The sequence below is a fragment of the Mangrovimonas sp. YM274 genome (assembly GCF_030908385.1).
Lineage (GTDB): Bacteria > Bacteroidota > Bacteroidia > Flavobacteriales > Flavobacteriaceae > Mangrovimonas_A.
Window position 1 is genome coordinate 2324887 of record NZ_CP133091.1, and the last position, 20642, is coordinate 2345528.

The 20642-nt window shown below is 36.7% G+C and carries 19 protein-coding genes and 1 other RNA gene; 9 read left to right on the top strand and 11 right to left on the bottom strand.

The genetic code is table 11. The features are described from left to right. Window positions 1–73: 73 nt before the first annotated feature. The 3 genes from RBH95_RS09995 to RBH95_RS10005 all read left to right on the top strand — a co-directional run bounded on the left by RBH95_RS09995 (window position 74) and on the right by RBH95_RS10005 (window position 5053). Window positions 74–793 (top strand): YebC/PmpR family DNA-binding transcriptional regulator, encoded by a 720-nt coding sequence (locus tag RBH95_RS09995; protein ID WP_307899449.1) that lies wholly within the window; start codon window positions 74–76, stop codon window positions 791–793. Between the two features lie 106 nt (window positions 794–899). Further along, complete coding sequence (locus RBH95_RS10000) at window positions 900–2390, top strand: carboxypeptidase-like regulatory domain-containing protein (protein ID WP_307899450.1); 1491 nt, start codon at window positions 900–902, stop codon at window positions 2388–2390. 71 nt (window positions 2391–2461) lie between these two features. Continuing rightward, window positions 2462–5053 carry a zinc-dependent metalloprotease gene (locus RBH95_RS10005; RefSeq protein WP_307899451.1) on the top strand — a complete coding sequence of 864 codons (2592 nt, stop codon included), beginning with the start codon at window positions 2462–2464 and terminating at the stop codon, window positions 5051–5053. A 49-nt stretch (window positions 5054–5102) separates the two neighbouring features. Here RBH95_RS10005 and RBH95_RS10010 read toward each other — a convergent pair whose 3' ends face one another. The 6 genes from RBH95_RS10010 to RBH95_RS10035 are packed head-to-tail and all read right to left on the bottom strand — an operon-like array spanning window position 5103 to window position 10279. Next, window positions 5103–5651 carry a 1-acyl-sn-glycerol-3-phosphate acyltransferase gene (locus RBH95_RS10010; protein ID WP_307899452.1) on the bottom strand — a complete coding sequence of 183 codons (549 nt, stop codon included), beginning with the start codon at window positions 5649–5651 and terminating at the stop codon, window positions 5103–5105. 1 nt (window position 5652) lies between these two features. Further along, window positions 5653–6735 carry an iron-containing alcohol dehydrogenase family protein gene (locus RBH95_RS10015; RefSeq protein ID WP_307899453.1) on the bottom strand — a complete coding sequence of 361 codons (1083 nt, stop codon included), beginning with the start codon at window positions 6733–6735 and terminating at the stop codon, window positions 5653–5655. A 9-nt stretch (window positions 6736–6744) separates the two neighbouring features. Beyond that, window positions 6745–7455: an HAD family hydrolase gene (locus RBH95_RS10020; RefSeq protein WP_307899454.1), complete on the bottom strand. Its 711-nt coding sequence runs from the start codon at window positions 7453–7455 to the stop codon at window positions 6745–6747. Between the two features lie 22 nt (window positions 7456–7477). Beyond that, window positions 7478–8206 carry a 3-deoxy-manno-octulosonate cytidylyltransferase gene (gene kdsB / locus RBH95_RS10025; protein WP_307899455.1) on the bottom strand — a complete coding sequence of 243 codons (729 nt, stop codon included), beginning with the start codon at window positions 8204–8206 and terminating at the stop codon, window positions 7478–7480. 52 nt (window positions 8207–8258) lie between these two features. Next, a complete protein-coding gene (locus tag RBH95_RS10030) occupies window positions 8259–8819 on the bottom strand; it encodes a DUF4126 domain-containing protein (RefSeq protein ID WP_307899456.1) in 561 nt (186 codons plus the stop codon). Between the two features lie 35 nt (window positions 8820–8854). Beyond that, window positions 8855–10279 (bottom strand): ATP-dependent RecD-like DNA helicase, encoded by a 1425-nt coding sequence (locus RBH95_RS10035; RefSeq protein WP_307899457.1) that lies wholly within the window; start codon window positions 10277–10279, stop codon window positions 8855–8857. Between the two features lie 203 nt (window positions 10280–10482). On the opposite strand from RBH95_RS10035, the gene RBH95_RS10040 reads away from it, so the two are divergent. Genes RBH95_RS10040 through rsmD form a run of 3 tightly spaced genes read left to right on the top strand, consistent with a single transcriptional unit; the run spans window position 10483 to window position 12579 of the window. Further along, window positions 10483–11208: a hypothetical protein gene (locus RBH95_RS10040; protein WP_307899458.1), complete on the top strand. Its 726-nt coding sequence runs from the start codon at window positions 10483–10485 to the stop codon at window positions 11206–11208. A gap of 4 nt (window positions 11209–11212) precedes the next feature. Next, a complete protein-coding gene (locus RBH95_RS10045) occupies window positions 11213–12016 on the top strand; it encodes a DUF3822 family protein (protein ID WP_307899459.1) in 804 nt (267 codons plus the stop codon). Then, entirely contained in the window at window positions 12016–12579 is a 564-nt protein-coding gene (gene rsmD / locus RBH95_RS10050) for a 16S rRNA (guanine(966)-N(2))-methyltransferase RsmD (RefSeq protein ID WP_307899460.1), read from the top strand. Before RBH95_RS10045 ends, rsmD begins: the two co-directional genes overlap by 1 nt. A gap of 55 nt (window positions 12580–12634) precedes the next feature. On the opposite strand, the gene rnpB is transcribed toward rsmD, so the two are convergent. Further along, window positions 12635–12938: RNase P RNA component class A (gene rnpB / locus RBH95_RS10055), an RNA gene on the bottom strand. 181 nt (window positions 12939–13119) lie between these two features. On the opposite strand from rnpB, the gene RBH95_RS10060 reads away from it, so the two are divergent. From RBH95_RS10060 to RBH95_RS10070, 3 genes are read left to right on the top strand one after another with little or no spacing between them, the layout of a single operon-like run. After that, entirely contained in the window at window positions 13120–14847 is a 1728-nt protein-coding gene (locus tag RBH95_RS10060; protein ID WP_307899461.1) for a DNA polymerase III subunit gamma/tau, read from the top strand. Between the two features lie 7 nt (window positions 14848–14854). Further along, window positions 14855–15415, top strand: a complete 561-nt coding sequence (locus RBH95_RS10065) for a hypothetical protein (protein ID WP_307899462.1) — start codon at window positions 14855–14857, stop codon at window positions 15413–15415. A gap of 4 nt (window positions 15416–15419) precedes the next feature. After that, window positions 15420–16001 (top strand): tRNA-(ms[2]io[6]A)-hydroxylase, encoded by a 582-nt coding sequence (locus RBH95_RS10070; protein WP_307899463.1) that lies wholly within the window; start codon window positions 15420–15422, stop codon window positions 15999–16001. Between the two features lie 88 nt (window positions 16002–16089). Here RBH95_RS10070 and RBH95_RS10075 read toward each other — a convergent pair whose 3' ends face one another. The 4 genes from RBH95_RS10075 to RBH95_RS10090 form a co-directional block, all read right to left on the bottom strand. Next, on the bottom strand, window positions 16090–16623 hold the full coding sequence (locus RBH95_RS10075) for a porin family protein (protein WP_307899464.1): 534 nt from the start codon (window positions 16621–16623) through the stop codon (window positions 16090–16092). 97 nt (window positions 16624–16720) lie between these two features. Next, the gene (locus RBH95_RS10080) at window positions 16721–17629 is read right to left on the bottom strand and encodes a Ppx/GppA phosphatase family protein (RefSeq protein ID WP_307899465.1); all 909 of its coding nucleotides are present in this window, start codon (window positions 17627–17629) and stop codon (window positions 16721–16723) included. After that, on the bottom strand, window positions 17630–19696 hold the full coding sequence (ppk1, locus tag RBH95_RS10085; RefSeq protein ID WP_307899466.1) for a polyphosphate kinase 1: 2067 nt from the start codon (window positions 19694–19696) through the stop codon (window positions 17630–17632). Between the two features lie 176 nt (window positions 19697–19872). Next, window positions 19873–20364, bottom strand: a complete 492-nt coding sequence (locus tag RBH95_RS10090; RefSeq protein ID WP_307899467.1) for a histidine phosphatase family protein — start codon at window positions 20362–20364, stop codon at window positions 19873–19875. Window positions 20365–20642: the final 278 nt, after the last annotated feature.

Consider the following 20642-nt stretch of genomic DNA (forward strand, 5'->3'; position numbering starts at 1 on the left):
TTTGCTAAATTTGCGTTGCAATTTAAAACCACAAGATTTTTCGCATTAGCGAAACACTAATAATATTTATCCTATGGGAAGAGCTTTTGAATTTCGTAAAGCACGTAAAATGAAACGTTGGTCGGCAATGAGTAAGGCCTTTACACGTATTGGTAAAGACATTGTAATGGCCGTAAAAGAAGGTGGACCAGATCCCGATAGTAATGCTCGTCTTAGAGCGGTAATCCAAAATGCCAAGGCAGTAAACATGCCAAAAGACAATGTGGAACGTGCCATTAAACGTGCGTCCGACAAAAGTCTTGGGGACTATAAAGAGGTCCTTTTTGAAGGGTATGCACCTCATGGAATTGCCATTTTGGTAGAAACCGCTACCGACAACAATACCCGTACCGTGGCTAACATTAGAAGTTACTTTAACAAATGTGACGGAAGTTTAGGAACCTCAGGCTCTGTAGTATTTATGTTTGACCATACCTGTAACTTCAGAATTAATGCTGAAGGTTTGGATGCCGAAGAACTAGAACTTGAATTGATCGATTTTGGTGCCGAGGAAGTATTTGTTGACGAGGATGGTATTCTGATCTATGCCCCATTTGAGTCTTTTGGAGCCCTTCAAGCTGAATTGGAGTCCAGAGATATTGAAATCCTATCTTCAGGTTTTGAGCGCATCCCTCAAGTGACCAAAGAGCTTACCCCAGAACAAGCAGCCGATGTAGAAAAGCTTTTGGAAAAAATTGAAGAAGACGACGATGTTCAAAACGTGTACCACACAATGCAAGAACAGACCGAATAATAAAAGATTCTTAAAATTATTACAAAAACCTAAACATATGTTTAGGTTTTTTTATATTCATACGTTACAAAACCCAATCAAACTCGTTATTAATTAAAAAGAACGTATGAGTAAAACGTCTACTCCAAAATTCACTTTAGCATTTTTGCTAATTACAGGGATTCTTTCTATTCAAAACATAACAGCTCAAAATGTATCGGGCAGAGTGCTCACAAAAGAAAATAATCCTATTTCTTTTGCTACCATCCAAATTGGAGAACATCATGGTACAATAAGCAATGAGGAAGGCAACTTTTCCTTAGGAACTACGGGATTCAAACCAAAGGATTCTGTGTATATTTCTTGTTTGGGCTATGAAAAATTAGGGATGGTTGTAGAAGAGTTTACTTCCAAAGATTACTTCTTGAAAGAACAGGTCAATGAGCTTTCTGAGGTATTTTTAACCAATAGAAAACTTAGCGTTGACTCCATCCTGTATTATGTTAATCACAACTTATCCAAAAACTACAAAACAGAACTAGTGGATTATGAAGTTTTCAGTAGAAAAACCGAATTCATACAAGGTAAGGATGTAAATTTTGAAATCGATAAGTCCACGGGGTTTTCAAGAAAGCAATTAAAAGCCTTTAACCAAGATTTCAACCAATTAGAATCCGCACTTTTAAACAATAAATCCAAACAATACACGGATTTTGTAGGCCATTTAAATATACAAGACGAAAAAGCCTCCAAACTTGAGGTAGAAAAGGCCGTACGGCTTTTGGACAAAAACAACAGTCAGTCCTTGGAAGTACTAGCCGATAAAGGAAAAGAAATCATCTCAAAACATTTGGACAAAGACAAGGTATATACTATTAAAACGGGCTTACTCAAAATCTCTGATTCTGTCACCCTTTCCGGCGGAAACGATAAAATGCAGGACACCATCAATTCCATAGGAATTTTAAAGAGTAATGTAAAAAGTCCGTTGGAGCACCATGGCTTCAAAAACAATTCCAACCTTAATTTTGTACTGGAAACCAAATTGTATAAGTATACTTTAGAGGACATTACATTCCTGGGTAACGAAATGGTATACGTTATTTCCTTTATTCCTAGACGCAGCTCGGCCGATTACCAAGGAACTCTATACATTTCCAACGAAACATTTGCGGTTCTAAAAGCCGATTATAATTTTTATAAAGGCCGTGTTGGAGAGAAATTCAACTTAAAACTACTGTTGGGAATTAAGTTTGTAGAACAAAATCACCAAGGCTCTGTTATATACCAGCAAGATGCAGATGGCTTCTATTACCCAAAATATATTTCGGAACAAACCGACAGTTATTTTTACATAAGTCGTCCTTTTAAATTTATTGAAAACGACAACAGACGTAACAAAGTCGCTTTTGAATTTAAGGTAGAAGGAGTGTTCAAGGAACGTTCGGAGGTTTTGATTTTATCCCAAAAACCTATCACTGCCGCTCAGTATGTTGAAACCGTAGAGCGCAAACATGTCGATTACGAAACTCCAAAACAATATGATCCAAGTATCTGGGCAGACTATAATGTGTTGGAGCCGCTCAATGAAATGAAGTCTTTTAAAGTTGAAGAATAGCGTCACAAAGCTGGCTTCAATTTTCAATTAATTATCATATCTTACAGCCCAGAACTAAATTTAATCTGCATATGAAATGTAACTACTATTCTCCGCGACTCCTAACCGTGGTGATGGCTGGTCTTCTTGCCTTTTCCCCAATGAATATGGAGGCACAACGCAAAAACAAAAAAAAGAAGTCCAAAGACAACCAAGAAACGGTTCAAAAACCAAGTAACAACGGAAAGTCCATTAGCGATTTAATTAAAACTTCCAAAGTTAATGAAGGACTCTTTACAGTGTACCAAGATTCCATAACAGGATCCATTAAAATGTTGGTTTCCGAAGAGCAATTGGACAAGGAATTCATCTATTTTTCACAAATCATGGATGGTGTTATGGAGGCTAACAGCTTTAGAGGAGCCTATGGCGATTCAAAGGTCATTAAAATCAAAAAGTATTTTAATAACATTGAGTTCGAAACCCAAAACACTTCTTTCTATTTCGACCCAAATAGTCCTTTGGCCAACGCTAAGGATGCCAATACCAGCAATGGTGTTTTGGCCAGTTTAAAAATTGAAGCTCATGACAGTGACAAGGGCCTATATTTAATTGATGCCGACGACTTATTCCTGAAAGAAACCTTTACACAAATTAAGCCTCCTAGATATCCAGGCCAATCGCCTATGGCTTTTAGCTTAGGGAATCTGGATAAAGGAAAATCAAAAATCCTAAATATCAAAAGTTATCCAAACAATACGGATTTAGCAGTTGAGTATGTGTACTCCAATGCCTCCGTACTTAATGGAGGTTCTGAAGCTATTGCTGATGGTAGAAACGTGAGTATTGAAGTTTACCACAGCTTAATTGAAATGCCTGAAAATGATTATGAAATTCGCTTTGACGATCCAAGGGTTGGATATTTTACAACTCAAGTAGACGATCAAACATCAACAAGCACAACTCCATATAGAGATTTAATTCACCGTTGGAATTTGGTAAAGAAAAATCCAGCTGCCGATTTATCGGAGCCTGTAAAACCAATTACATGGTGGATTGAAAATACCACTCCTTTGGAATGGAGAGAAACTATCATGGAAGGAGTTTTGGCGTGGAACGAAGCTTTTGAAAAAGCAGGATTCCTTAATGCTGTACAAGTTAAATTCCAACCGGACGATGCGGATTGGGATGCAGGAGACATCAATTACAACGTATTGAGATGGGCCTCTTCCAGTGCCCCAAGGTTTGGAGGTTACGGACCTAGCTTTGCCAACCCTAAAACTGGGGAAATTTTAGGTGCCGACATTATGTTGGAATACCTTCACTTTACCAACAGAGTATTTTATGACAAGCTATATGGTAATGCACAGGGCGCTACAAACATGGAAGCCCAACAATTTTCAAAAAACAGTCCAATGTACTGTTCTATGGGCCATGTAGTTCATGAAAACTTAATGTTTGGGAACACCATGTTGCAGGCCTATAATGCCTCTGATATGCAAATGGAACGTATGAAGAAGGAAGCCATGAAAGCTTTGATCATGCATGAGGTAGGTCATACCTTAGGATTGAACCACAACATGAAGGCCAGTCAAATCTATACGCCTGAGCAATTGGCAGACCCCGAATTTACAAAAGGTAAATGCCTTACTGGCTCTGTAATGGATTATGCTCCTATCAATTTAAGTAAGGATCCTGCAAACCAAGGTCAATTTTACGACACAGCTGTAGGTCCATACGATGTTTGGGCTATTCAATTAGGGTACACACCGTTTAAATCAAAAGCAGAGCATGAAATGCTTTTAAACATGTCCACAAGACCAGAACTTGTTTTTGGTAACGATGCCGATGATATGCGTAGTCCTGGAAAAGCCATAGACCCAAGAGTTAATGTGGGAGATATGTCTAGTGATGCCATTCAGTATGCCATCAACACCATTGAACTTTCCAAAGACTTAATGGATAATATCCGTTTGAAATTTTCTACCAAAGGCAATTCATACGACGATTTAAAACGTGCCTACTCCAACTTAATTAGACAAGAATCCAATGCTGCAAATGTCATTTCCAGATACATTGGAGGTGTTTATGTAGACCGAGCTATGATTGGTCAGGAAGGTGCCACTCAACCGTACACTCCAGTAAGTTTAGAAGACCAAAAACGGGCTATGGACGCTCTTAACAAGTATGTATTTGCGCCAGATGCATTCACCGCTCCAAATGAGCTTTACAATTATCTGGCAAGCAGACGAAGAGGTCAAAATTTCTTCAGAGGACCAGAGGATATCAAAATTCATGACCACATCCTTTCCAGTCAGAAAAATGTATTACGCCATTTATTGCATCCTAATACCCTACAAAGAATTACAGATTCCGAAATGTATGGCAACCAATACAAAATGTCTGATTTCATGGTAGATTTGACCAATGCTATTTTTAAGGCGGACATCTATGGAGATGTATCTTCAACCCGTCAAAATTTACAAGTTGAATACACTAAAATGTTAATTGAAATGCTTACTGGTAACCAAAGTGCCAGATTTGACAACAATGCTAAATCCATGGCTCTATACAACCTGAATAGAATTAAGATTATGGCTGCCCCTTATGGAAATATTTCATCGAAAGCACATAAACTTCATTTAAAAACGTTGGTTGAAAATACCTTAAAGGAAATTAAATAAGTATAATAACATCCTATTAAAAAAAGGCTATCCAAATGGATAGCCTTTTTTATGAATATTCAGGAATTTTACCTTTTACTCCCTTAAAAAAAGCCTGCATATATTTAAAATCAGCTTCTTTATCATCCGTAGGGTAAAAGGGCTCTGATATTAAGTTCTGTTTATTCTTAAAATCAAGTGTGAACATAATAATAGGAACATTTGCAGCCTTAGCAATATAATAAAACCCTGTTTTCCACTCCTCGACTTTCTTACGAGTTCCTTCTGGAGCCAAAGCCAACCGGAATTCATCTTTATCTTTAAAAATCCTAGCAATGGCATCTACCTTATTCTCTTTCGTTCCTCTGTTGATTGGAGCTCCTCCAATAGCTTTCATGTACCACCCCAAAGGTCCTACAAACAATTCCTTTTTGGCTATAAAATTAGATTTGATTCCCACCACTTGGCGCAACAAAACGCCAATATAAAAATCATGCCAACTGGTATGGGGTACTGCAATAAGCACTGCCTTTTTAACCGCGTCCTTAGACATGGTAACATTTCCTACCACTTTCCAGCCCAAGATTCGGAAATAAATGAATTTGGCCAGCTTACGCATACTACATCTTTTTATACAAAGCTTTTAACCGTTCCCGAGTAACTGTCTGCTTCCAGTTTTTTCCAACAGCATTTTCCCATAAAGGTTCCAAACTCATGGCTACATCAATCATGATATCGAACTCTGAGTCTTCTAGATTTGCACACAGACCCTTTGGCAGGGTAACATTGTGCAGTTTTTTCATTTTCTTGAACAACTTCACCCCTTCCGGATAAAACTCTTCCAAATGATCAAATACAATACAATTTCCAATCCCATGCTTGGTTCCCAACAAATAGCCTAAACCATAACTCATGGCATGGGCCACTCCCACTTGAGAATATGCTATACTCATTCCACCGTGCCAGGAAGCCATCATCAACTTATCCTGCATATCTTCTTCACTCAAGGAATTTTCTATAAAAATTTCCTTACATAGTTCCAATGCCTTCTCTCCATAACTTTGGCTAAAAGCATTCAAATAAGTCCCATTTAAGGATTCTATACAATGAATATAACAATCCATTCCTGTATAGAACCATTGGTCTGTTGGTACATCCTTTGTAAGTTCTGGATCCAAAATAACCTGATCAAAAGGTGTATGGTCGGAATTGATACCCAACTTTTTATCTGGGCCAGTCAATACCGTAGTGCGTGACACTTCCGCACCAGTACCTGAAATGGTAGGAATCCCTACATGATAGATAGCAGGATTTTTAACCAAATCCCAACCTTGATAATCCTTGGATTCGCCTTCATTGGTAAGCATTATGGCTACGGCTTTGGCCAAATCCAAAATAGTTCCTCCTCCAATTCCTATAATCCCCGAAGGTCTATCTTTATGATCCAAAATAATCTTCTCCACCAATTCATCCACTTGAGATGTTTTGGGCTCTTCATCGGCCGAAATATAAATTAACTTATCGTCGTAGGCCAATGGAATTCTTCCGGTAATCCAAGCATTTCCCTCAAAAACATCATCCACCAAAAAAATGAAAGGCGCTTTTGAATTGATACGCTTAGGCGCCAACATATCTTCTATTTGATTAAAACTACCGCGTCCAAAGACCACTCTGGATACCATTGGATAATTTTTAAAACTCATGTATTTCTTTTATTGTTCAGTTAATACCTGAATAATTTCAGGCAAACTATTTACTGTTTTGTAATTTTTATTTCTTGTTTCTGTTTCCGATACCTGCTCATGTATCCATGTGGTATGAAACGGAACATGTATGGCCTTTGCCTTAAGGTTTACCAAAGGCAAAATATCTGATTTTAAAGAGTTCCCGACCATAAGGAACTCTGATGGTTTGATATCTAAATGGTTCAACAACTTGGAATAATCCCGTTCTTCCTTTTCGCTTACCACCTCAATGTGGTGAAAGTAATTTGAAAGACCCGATTTTTGTAACTTGCGCTCCTGATCCAATAAATCGCCTTTGGTCACCAATATCAAACGGTAATCCTGTGATAATATTTTTAGGGTTTCCTCTACTCCATTCAACAATTCCACCGGTTTGTTGATCATATCCTTACCAATGTTCAAAATTGAGGAAATCGTTGCATTTGAAACCGAATTATTAGATAGTTCCAAAGCCATTTCCACCATGGACAACACAAAACCTTTCACGCCATAGCCATAAAGGGGCAAGTTTTTGATTTCCATTTTGAACAGTTCCTGATCTATCTTATTGGCCGTCTCGTAAGGCGCCAATAATTTAGCCACCTCCAATTCAGCTTCCCGGAAATAAGTTTCGTTCACCCACAATGTATCGTCGGCGTCAAACCCTATAACCTTTATATCTTGATATTCATTCTTCAAACTAGTTCAAAATTAGAATGGCTTACTTCCAAAGTTGTTTGGCACGTTCCAAGTCTTCGGGTGTATCAATTTCAACACCTTCCACATTGGTTTCTACCATTTTTATTTTTTTCCCGTATTCCAAATACCTAATACATTCTATCTTTTCTGTGGCTTCCAAAAATTGCATTGGCAACTCATAAAAATCCAACAAGGCTTGTTTTCTAAACGCATAAATCCCTTTGTGCTTAAAGTATCTTGCTCCCGCCTCCTTATCTCTTGGATACGGAATAGGACTTCTCGAAAAATATAAGGCAAAGTTTTGCTGATCGACAATCACCTTGACTGTGTTGGGGTTGCTAATTTCGTCCCAATCCTTGATTTCCACCATCAGAGATGCCAAATCGATTTCCTTGTGAGGGTCTTCTTTAAACACCTCAATCACCTTTTGAAGACTCTCTCTTTCTGTAAAAGGTTCATCTCCTTGTACATTTACTACAATATCCACATCCAAATTGGCCACTGCCTCGGCAATTCTATCACTGCCCGATTGGTGTTCCCTTTGACTCATAATAGCTTTCCCTCCATTGCTTACAATTTCATCATAAATGATATCGCTATCGGTTACCACATACACATCATCAAACAATTGCGTCGCCACAGTAGCTTCGTAAGTCCTAAGAATTACCGTTTTACCGGCCAGATCTTGCATTAGTTTTGCAGGAAATCTAGAGGCACTGTAACGTGCCGGAATCATGGAAATTATTTTCATATCAGCTGATATATTTCAGTCCAAAAATAAAACTTTTTGGAGGATTTTATAATTAGGACCTCTTAATCTTTTTGTAAAGTCTGAAAAAGACATATAACAAGGTAAGTGTCAAAATGAAAGCAATAACGGGCAGAAAAATTGACATAACCGACATGACTGCAGAAGCCCCCGTTTCTATTGAAGATACAATGGGATTTCCCAATCCAGCTGTAGAAACCGAGGAAGTAGCCCTTGTAGCCGAAGCTCCACTTTTAATGGCTGCCGCCGTTCCGCCACCTGCAATAATGGCTAGAGACCACATGACTACAGGATCTAAATTGGTGGCTGTGACAACCACTACCAAAGTACCTGCAATGCTGGCCAAAGGAATGGCAATAGTATCCAATAAATTGTCTACAAATGGAATATAATATGCTACGATTTCCACTAAAGTTGCTATACCTAAAGTAACCAAAGCTGTGGAACTACCTACCCATAGCCAAGCTTCATTGACTTCCCAAAGACCAAAATGTGTTACCAAACTTAAAGCAAAAAGAGGTAAAAACACCCTAAATCCCACAGAAGCGGACAAACCTATACCTAGACATATACCAAGGATTGCATCCATTGTCATAACATATCATATAAGAACTCGACTAAGTCTAAAAACTAAGCTTCAAAATTTTCGTCTTTAAAACCTATAAGGTACAACTTTTCTTTAGCTCTTGTTACTGCTGTATACAACCATCTCATATAATCCCGATCCATTCCGTTGGGCAAATAAGGTTGTTCAACAAATACCGTGTCCCACTGCCCTCCTTGTGATTTATGACAAGTAATGGCATAGGAAAACTTAACCTGCAAAGCATTAAAAAAACGATTCCCTTTTATTTGTAAAAACTTACGGTAATTAGACGTCTCATTTTCGTAATCCTTCTGAACCTCTTGATACAACCTGTTAGAGTCCTCATAAGTTAACGAAGGGGTTTCAGCTTCAATGGTATCGAGCATCAGCACTGTTTCAAAAGGTTTCATTCGTGGGTAATCTACCATTTTAACTTTCACTTCGGCAAACCTAAATCCATAGAGCTCCTTGATGCTAAAAATCTCCAAAACCTCTATAATATCACCATTGGCAATAAACCCAGCTTCGGTTGTGGGTTTAATCCAAAAATAATTGTTCTTTACAACCATTAAATAATCACCGGCAGACAATTCATTCTCTTTAAATAAAATCCGGTTCCTTATCTGCTGATTATATAAATTGGCGCGTTTATTACTTCGTACAATTATGGTAGTTTCTTCATGTCCCTTGTCACTATAGGCATCATTGATGGCATCCATTATTTCATGGCTATCAATTAATCTAACAATATCATGGAAACCTTTTAAGTTAAACTTAAACCCATCATAAAAATGGTCTTCCAGAATTTCACGAATATTGGTTGCATTCCATAAAATGCCCGATTCCTGACCTTGACGCATTACTTCATCCAACTCAATGCTGGAAACCTTTTTATTGTAATTAAGGTCTAGACGTTGTCCATCCAAGGCTGGACTTAAATCGGATTTGACTGGCGGAAGCTGAGCCTTATCGCCAATTAGAAGCAATTTGCATTGGTGACCAGAATACACATATTGCATTAAATCATCGAGCAGCGAACCGTTGTCCATCAATTTGGATTCTCCAGGAGTATCAGGAATCATGGATGCCTCGTCTACAATAAATATAGTATTGCGGTGTTTGTTAGGCTGAAGCACAAACTTAACGCCTCCTCCCTTTTCTTTTTTAGGAAAGTATATTTTTTTATGAATTGTAAAGGCTTCCTTTCCCGAATAATTGGAAATCACCTTGGCGGCTCTTCCCGTAGGTGCCATTAAAACGGCACTTTTTTTGGCCTCCCAAAGATTAGAAACAATAGTTCCAATAATACTGGTCTTTCCCGTTCCCGCAAACCCCTTCAACAAATACAGAGCATTTGGCGATTTATCAAAAATAAACTCCGATAACTGTATTAAAACAGTATTCTGCTTTACAGTAGGTTCAAAAGGAAACTTTTTCTTGATGAGTTTATAGAAGTCGGCAGCCGTCATTAATCTTTTAAAATTGAATTTTTGGCAAGATACTATATATATAAGAGAGGGCTAAAGCATATCTAAATAAAATTAAACCCCAATAATGTGAAACAAATTTCATATCTTTCTTTTTTAAATGAATTTTATTTGCATTGGTTTTCGTGAATAAAAAAAAGTTGTAGATTTGCGTATCACCTTTAATAAAATAAAAATAACTAACTATGTTAACAATAATTATTGCTGTTGTAATTATTATTCTAGGTACGATAGGAATCGTATGGTTGATTGATAAATTTGTTCCGAAAAAAGTTAAGCCTTTGATCAATATAGCCTTATGGATCCTTATTGGCTTTTTGGCATATTCTACATTTATGTCTGTTTATGGAGAAATCCAATTCAACCAACTTAAAAAGAAGCGCTATGCGGCAGTAATTGAAAAATTGAAAGATATTAGAGATGCCGAATTAGCACACAAAACCGTGACTGGTAAGTTTACTGACAATTTTGACAATTTAGTAAAGTTCATTGATACGGCGCAGTTTACCATTACGCAACGTAGAGATTCTAGTATTGTTGATGAGGAGCTTACAAAACGCTATGGTGGTGTAGAAATGAGAAAAGATATTATCATTATTGACACCTTGGATTTTGTTCCTGTAAAAGACTCTCTTTTTGGGGCAGACACTCGTTATAAAACAATGATGAATGTACCTGTAGGAAAACCAGGAGCTAAATTTGAATTAAAGGCAGGAACTTTAGATGAAATCCCTGTATTTGAAGCCTCTGTTCAAAAAGACGTTATTCTTTTTGACCAAGATCAAAACTTAGTAGCGAAAGAAAACGAAGTGATTTCTGTGGACGACGTAAATGGTCCAGCGCTTAAAGTAGGTTCCATGAACGAAGTAAACACAAATGGAAACTGGCCTAAAAACTATTCAAACGAGTAAAAAATTGCATCAGAACGATATTAAAGAACTGTCCATTCAAATTAGTTTGAGTGGACTTTCTTTTTGTATTTTAAATAGATCCAAAAATACCATTGGGCACATTCAACACGTTCCTTTTGATAAGAAACTAACGCCTTTTGATATTTTGGAACGTATCATTGCAACTTTGGATGAAGGTGCCGTTTACGACCAGACCTTTAGTGAAGTGCTTCTTATTTATCAAAACGAACTGTCTTGTTTGGTTCCAAAACCCTTATTTGATGAAGCCCATTGTGCAGACTATCTAAAATTCAATGCCAAGATACTAACCACCGATTACATCTCATTTGATGACATCCACTTTAACGATTCGGTAAACGTATACGTACCTTTGGTAAATGTCAACAACTTTATGTTTGACAGGTTTGGCTCTTTTGAATACAAACATTCTTCTACCATTTTAATAGAACATATTCTAAAGCACCAACCGCTATCCAACGTTCCCAACATCTATGTAAACGTTAATGAACACAGTTTTGAAATTGTAGTCGTGAAAGATTACAACTTGGTACTTTACAACACGTTTGAATACATAACCAAGGAAGATTTTATTTACTACATCCTGTTTACCATAGAGCAATTGAAAATGGATCCCGAAACCTTAAAGTTAAAATTAATGGGAACCATAGCAGAAGGAGACGACCTCTATCAAATAGTCTATACCTTTATTAGAAATGTTGAGTTTGTCATGCCTCACCATAAATTTAATTTCATTGAAGAACCTAGCGTTGCCCATAACGATTATGTTCTTTTAAACAGTTTTAAGTAATGCGCATTATTTCTGGACAATACAAAGGAAGACGTATAACACCTCCCAAAAAACTCCCCGTGCGGCCAACTACCGATTTGGCTAAGGAAGCCTTGTTCAACATTCTCAACAACCTGTATTACTTTGATGAAATTTCGGTAATTGATCTATTTTCAGGAACTGGAAGTATTAGTTACGAGTTTGCCTCCCGCGGTACCGAGCAAATTACTGCAGTAGACCAAAATTTTGGATGTATCAAATTTATCAATGAAACATCCGAAGCTTTTAACTTGCCAATCTCCACCATAAAAAGTGACGTTTTCAAGTTTTTGGAAAGTACTAGGTCAAAAGCTACAGTCATTTTTGCAGATCCTCCTTATGGTTTTTCCCAAGAACAATTTGAAACCATTCCCAATTTAGTCTTTCAAAATCAGTTGTTGGAAGACGATGGGGTATTAATTGTAGAGCATTCAAAGCATACCGACTTATCAAGTATGGAGCACTTTGCCTACTCCAAAAATTACGGTGGTAGCGTTTTTAGTTTTTTTGAAATAGAAGCAGAAGATCTTTCCGAAGAGGAATAAACTTAAAAATCTCAATTATTTATAAAAAACAAAGCCCATTAAAAATGGGCCTGTTTAAGTAAGTAAATCTATAAGCCGAATTCTGTACTCCGTATGGAGCCCTTATCATTTATCTGAGTCTACTGTTACCAGCACACTTTAGCTGCCTACCCTCCAACATCGAACGTGCCGCCCTCAAACGCTGGTATACATGACATTGCACCGTATAGAGTTTACATGATTTCACTACAGCATTACCTGTACATCCTTTCTGTTGCACTATTCCTAGCCTCACGACTGGTGGCCATTAACCACTATACTGCACTATGGTGTTCGGACTTTCCTAACCAATAAATTGGTTCGATAAGGCGATTTACTTGGATGCAAATTTACAAATAACAATTCCTAATTTCTACCATTTAAAAGGTATTTATTTTATTGCCTTTATTTCAGCAATCTCCTCTACTTCTAAATAAGTTGTTGATAACTCCTTTTAAAATTAGACCTCATAATTCCCTATTTACAATTGAATTTTTAATTTTGTTGTTCTAAGTTTTTTCAATGGAACATTTCATCGTATCAGCCAGAAAATACAGACCTCAAATCTTCAAAGATGTTGTAGGTCAACAGGCTATTACCAATACTTTGCTCAATGCCATTGAAAACAACCATTTGGCTCAAGCCTTACTGTTTACGGGACCTAGAGGAGTTGGAAAGACTACTTGCGCCCGTATTTTGGCAAAAATGATCAATAGTGACGGTAACGAAAGTGAAGATGAAGATTTTGCTTTCAACATTTTTGAGCTGGATGCCGCCTCCAACAACTCGGTAGACGACATTAGAAATCTTACCGATCAAGTTAGGATCCCCCCTCAGGTTGGAAAATACAAAGTTTATATCATTGACGAGGTACACATGCTTTCCCAAGCCGCTTTCAATGCGTTTTTGAAAACCTTGGAAGAGCCACCAAAGCACTGTATCTTTATTTTGGCAACTACAGAAAAACATAAAATCATTCCAACGATTTTATCCCGTTGTCAGATTTTCGACTTTAAACGAATTACGGTTAAAGATGCCAAAGAGCATTTAAAGTATATAGCCGAAGAACAAGGCATCACTGCCGAAGACGATGCCCTGCATATTATTGCCCAAAAGGCAGATGGAGCGATGCGTGATGCACTTTCCATTTTTGACAGGGTAGTAAGTTTTTCTGGAACCAACTTGACGCGTCAAGCTGTTACGGAAAACTTGAATGTTTTGGATTATGAAACGTACTTAACCAGTACCGATTTGATTTTGGATAACAAAATCCCAGATTTGCTCATCCAATTCAATAGTATTTTAAGTAAAGGCTTTGATGGCCATCATTACATTGCAGGTTTAGCATCGCACTTTAGAAACTTGCTAGTCTGTAAAAACCCAAAAACGATAGAACTCTTGGAAGTTGGCGAAGATGCTTCTCAAAGATATTTGGAACAGTCTCAAAAAGCTTCACAAGATTTTCTGTTAAAGGGTATAGAACTTGCGAACGATTGCGACCTGAAGTATAAAACGAGTAAAAATCAACGCCTACTCGTTGAATTATGCCTTATGCAGCTTGCCTCTATCACTTTTGATGGAGAAAAAAAAAATAGCAGACGTTACATAATTCCGCCTTCCTATTTCAAAAATAAAGGGATTACTCCAGTTCCTGTTTCTGTACCGAAAGCTGAAGTTGCTCAAAAAACTGCTGCTACACCTACTAAAACAAGTAACGAAAACCCTAAGCAACCGGTCGCCCAAGAAGCACTTACTGCAGAAGAAATCATCGCCAAAAGGGAAGCCAATAAAGCGAGAACCTCAGGTCTTTCACTAAAAAGTATCCGTGCCAAACGAGAGCATCAAATAAAACAGCAGGAAGTAGTATTGAATCCAGCCGACCTTCCTACAGAGGAATTTACTCCAGAGGAATTTATGGATGCATGGCACGCCTATATAGAAAAACTTCACGCAAAGGGCGAAAAGATTATGGTATCCATCCTTGAGATGAATACACCAAAATTGAACGGAACAACTATTGGATTGGAATTCCCAAATTCCACCTTAAAAGTAGAATTGGAACGCGCTCAAAACCCATTGATGGAATTCCTCAAAAAGAGGTTAAGAAATTTTGACCTAAATTTGAATATCGTAGTCAATGAAGAAATTGTAAAGCAATATGCCTTTACCCCTGAAGATCAATATGAAAAACTAAAGGAAAAAAATCCTAATATTGAAGTCTTAAGGAATATGTTTGGACTTGATATTTAGCACTACCATGAAATATATTTTATTACTTTTTACGCTTTCTGCAATGGTTCTTACCAGTTGCGACGGACGTCAAAGCTCAACGGAATCTTTGCAACAATCTATTTCTGAATTCAATCAAAAACAAACCCCTTTAGAGCTCATCAGTTTTTATCCAAAAGAATATACTGAAGTTGAAACCGACACTATCATGTACAATAACCTTAGAGTAAACATCAAAAATTACAGTTTGATGAACCAAGAAGTAATTCTACACAAAAAAACTATTGGAAATAATAAGGACATTCAATACCATAGAGCATTTGAATCGGAAATTATAGTCTATAATACCAATCAAAAAATTTATACCACCACCATTAACGCACATCAATTCCAAAATAAAGACAAGTCATCTTTTTGGAATAATGCAACTTTAGAGCATGTTTGGGTAAATCAGGAAACTTCTGGCTTAGATTGGGTGAATTTAGAAATTACCTTTATCGATCCCCAAACACATGCCTACAGAGTTTATGAAATGACCATCAACCAAAATGGTAAAGAAAATACAATTTTAAAGGAACAAAATAGTTAAACAGATGTTAGGCTTAAAACTCCCTACAGACCCACGTTGGGTCAATATCGTTGAAAAAAATATTGAAGATATCCTTACAGACCATGCTTTCTGTGAGCAAAAGGCAACCAGCACTGCTATTTCCCTAATAGTAGGATTCCCAGAATATACTGAATTGGTTCAGGAAATGGTAGCCTTGGTAAAAGAAGAAATAAGCCATTTTAAAATGGTCCACGACAAAATATTGGAGCGTGGCTGGACATTAGGTCGTGACCGCAAAGATGACTATGTCATTGCCTTAATGAAATTCTTTCCAAAAGGAGGTAGTAGAACCACTCAACTAGTTAACAGGTTGCTGTATGCAGCTTTAATTGAAGCTAGAAGTTGTGAACGCTTTAGATTACTTTCAGAAGAGTTGGAAGATAAAGAACTTGCGGAATTTTACAGAAAACTTATGGTAAGCGAAGCCAACCACTATACTATGTTTTTAGGCTTTGCCAGACAATATGGAGACCGCACGGAAGTGGACAAAAAGTGGCAAGATTTATTGGATTTTGAGGCCCAAATAATGAAAGATTTGGGCAAAAAAGAAACCATACACGGTTAAATAATGCACAAAAAAAATCCCAATAACAAAACCTACTTTGTCAATTGGGATTATACCATTTTATAAAAAAAACGATTAATAGCCTTAACTAAAACACTCTAAAGTTCACACCAACTTGAATCACATTATTAGTTGCTTCGGGGCTAAGGTCATCATCAAAAACATTTGAAAAACCATAATTATATCGAGCATCGACATACCAGTCTTCGCATACTTTAAATTCAATAATTCCTACTCCAGAAAACACAAAGTTTTTAAAGTAATCTCCTTCTTTATGCACCTTTAAACCTGCTTGAGGTCCAACACCAAGTGCCACCCTTCCATCAAACATAGCGTACTTAAAAAGTACAGGCAAGTTAATGTAGTCGTTAGCAAAATCTTCAACATTTGCTCCTTCAGGCGAAAATTGTAACTCTGGCATAACAGAAAACTTCTCGCTTAAACCAATATCTGCATGAACGCCAAACAAAAATCCGTTTCTATGCGGATTTCTAACAATTGGGGCATCTTTATAATCTAAATTTGAAATGGTTACCCCTGCCCTTACTCCATATTTAACTTCTTGAGAATATCCAAGTGTCGCGCACAACACTACCAATAAACTAGTAAAAATTGTCTTCATAGTTTGAATGATTTGAGTGTTCGAATATAATTGGAAATAACAAATAACTGTTAAATATTAGATATGTAACAAAAAAAATAAGATAAAGTGCTTATTCTTATTCCAAAGAGGAACTAGAAACCGTTTTAAAGTACATACTTTTAATAATTCCATCCGAAAGTCCAATTTTTGGCACATAAATATCCTTGGCACCACTCCATTTCATGGCCGACAAATATATTCGGGTTGCCGGAATAATTACGTCTGCTCTATCCTGGTTAAGATCCAATTCCGTTATCCTTTCTTCATACGAATAGGTCTGCAGCTTATCATAATACGAAGATAAATAAAAGTAGGTCAAAGGTTTCCCCATGGCCTTTCCTGAAATTTTGAAAATTTTATTGATGTTCCCCCCGGAACCAATTAGATCGAGTTTGTCATATTCCCTGGTATGTTCTTTTATCCAAGACTCCAATTCTTGCCAAGTTTCTTTATTGACAATATCATTTAATAATCTAACGGTTCCTATTTTAAAAGACTTGGATTCTACTTTTACTCCAAGGTGGATTACAGAAAATTCAGTACTTCCCCCTCCCACATCCACATATAGGTAGGTTTTGCTTTCGTCAATGTAGCTATGTAAATCTGTAGCTGCAATAATAGCAGCTTCTTCCTCTCCATCAATAATATCGATGTCTATTTGCGCTTGCTCCGAAATTAATTTGGCTACTTTACTACCGTTTTCCGCTTCACGCATGGCCGAGGTGGCACAAGCTTTATAGGCTACCACTTTATGGGATTTCATCAACAACCTAAAAGCTGTCATGGTATCCAACATGCGGCGCTCGTTTTCCTTTGAAATCTTTTGCTTTAGGAACACATCGGCTCCCAAGCGAATGGGCACCCGTACCAATGAATTCTTTTTAAACCTTGTTGGTTTTCCTTTTTGCTCTATAATGTTAGAAATTAGCAACCTCACTGCATTGGAACCAATATCAATAGCCGCATATTTTTTAATTGAAAGCATTTATTCTTGTAATTTTTTTAAATAATAATCATAAGTTGCAAATTGAGCTCTCACCTTAGGCTTGTTATTACGCCTATATTTGTTGTCTTGGAACTCATCCAAAATTCTTGCTTTCACGTTATCATTCCAACAAATATCAAAGATTTCCAAAAGCTCTTCTTTTATGGCATCATCGTAAATAGGACAAGTTACTTCTACTCTGTTTTCGATATTACGAGTCATCCAATCGGCTGAAGAAATGTAAATCTTAGGGTCATTGTCATTACAGAATACATACAGTCGTGTATGCTCCAAAAACTTATCGACAATGCTAATCACTTCAATATTCTCGCTCATGTTGGGAATTCCAGGAACCAAACAACAAAGTCCACGAACAATCATTTGAATTTTCACGCCAGCCCTACTCGCTTCATATAGTTTATCAACCATGGCATAACTTGAAATACTGTTCATTTTCAACTTAATGTAAGCTGGTTTGCCTTCCTTTACATTCTCTATTTCCTTATCAATAAGTTTAAAAAACTTGGACTTGGTATAATGAGGCGAAGTAATAATGTGCTTATATCTGAAAATTTTATAGTTGATTTCAAAGAAGTTAAACACTTTATTAAGGTCCTTTAATATTTTTTGATCGGCCGTAAACAAGGTGAAGTCTGTATAAATCTTTGCTGTGGATTCATTAAAATTACCTGTACTAATAAAGCCATAACGTTTTAGTTTATGATTTTCCTCACGCTCTATCACACACATTTTACTGTGCACCTTCAAACCGGCTACACCAAACAACAAATTAACACCTTCATCCTGCATCTGCTCGGCATAAGCTATGTTAGCAGCTTCATCAAAACGCGCTTGAATTTCGATGGAAACCGTTACCTTTTTTCCATTTTTAGCCGCATTAATCAAGGAACTAGCCACATGCGAAATTTGCGCCAATCTATAAATAGTAATGTTTATAGTTTTTACTGTGGGATCTAAAGCCGCCTCTCTTAAAAACTTTACTACATAAGAAAAGGTATGGTAAGGAGTGTATAATAAATAATCCCTTTTCGAAATATTTTCAAAAATACTACTCTCCAAACTAAGCCCTTTTATAGGCAATGCTTTAATTTTATCATAAAGTAAATCCGTTCTGCCCAAACTAGGGAAATTCATATAATCCCTTCTGTTATGATATCGTCCTCCCGGAATGACACTGTCCTTTGCATCAATTCCCATTTTGTCCAATAGATATTTCAAGGTTTCCTTATCAATTGTTTTATCGTAGACGAACCGAACAGGATCACCAATTTGACGATGTTTAACGCTTTCGGATATCTTATCAATAAAACTTTTACTTAAATCACTATCAAAATCGAGCTCTCCATCCCTAGTGATTTTGATCATGTGCGTAGTAATGCTTTTGTAATCAAAAATATTAAAAATGTCATCTAAACAGTAACGCAACAAATCATCCAAAATAATGATATAATCCTTATTGTCCTGCTTTGGAAGTACTACAAATCGCCGAATGGATTTAGGAATTTCTATGAGGGCAAACTGTTTTTCGTCATTGGCCAAAATCATCTTAACGGCCAAATAGGCCGCACTGTCCTTCAACATTGGTAAGTCAACAGTGTCGTTAAGTATGATGGTTACCAAAGCTGGACTAACATGTTGCAGGTAGTAATTCTTAATAAATTCATGCTGATTGGGATTAATTTGATTTTCATCTATGATGAAGATATCATAGTCCTCTAACTTTTTATGAATGTTATGAAGAATATCCAAACTTTCACTTTGCTGCCTAATAACCACCTGAGTGATTTTCTCCAATAATTCACTAGCCTTTATACCTCCAAGTTCACTTTTCCCCGCTTTTCCAGCCTCATCAATACGTTTTACAGTTGCATAACGAACTTTAAAGAATTCATCTAAGTTATTTGAAAAAATTCCTAAGAACCTTAAACGCTCTATCATAGGCACAGATTCATCAGCGGCTTCCTGCAAAACTCTTGCATTAAATTGAAGCCAACTCAATTCTCTGTTTACATATATATTTTTGTCCTTAACAGTTATATTGGTCATCGTTGATTGTTTACACAAATATATTCTATTTAACTTTGAAAGTCCTTTGAGAATAGGTGATATTTATATTATGTTTTGAAAATTTACCATGCTAAAAAGCTACACCAACAAAAAATTTTAAAGCAAGACATTTGGATTCATCCTCGTTTAAAATTTCATACAACTTTTACTTTAGTTTACTGTTTCAAATCTCGCGGAAAGATCATAACATCGGTGTGTCCTTTGGCTATATATTTCCAATCTTCAGCATAAAAGTCAATTTTAACCAAACCGCAAGTCGGTAAGTTTCCAATGAACTGGTCCCCTAAATCATTGACAATTGTGGTTAAGGCATGATTATGTCCAAAAACCATTATTTTATTTAAGGAATTGTCGTTTATCGAATGTATGAAATTCATGACTTTTTCTCCACCAAAATCATACAAATCCTTCACAATTTCCAACTTGGCTTCAGGCAAATTTAGGTACTTCATCACCCCTTTGCAGGTCGTTAAGGCCCTGTTTGCTGGACTCGAAAACACCTTGTCTGGGTCATAATTATAAGATTTATAGTGGTTTGAAACCAATTTTATATCATTAATTCCCCTACTACTTAGGGGGCGGTCCAAATCGCTGAATCCCCCATCCCATGAGGATTTCGCGTGTCTGACAAATACTATTTCTTTCATTTTTCACTCGATTAAATGCATTTTTTACCGATAAAGTGTTGTTTATCTTCGTTTTAACGATTATTTTAGTGCCTTTAACATTTATTTTTGTTCAAGATTTGATTAATGAGTTGCTTTGTTCTGTAAAATTAATGTAAATGGCCCCAAATCAACAACATATTAATTTATCCATCTATAATGCATTGATTTCCAATGCACTTCCCTCAACACGTTTTAACAATTTTATTTTTAGACATTTAACGCTAAAAAGAGCTGTATTTATATTGTAAGAACAATTG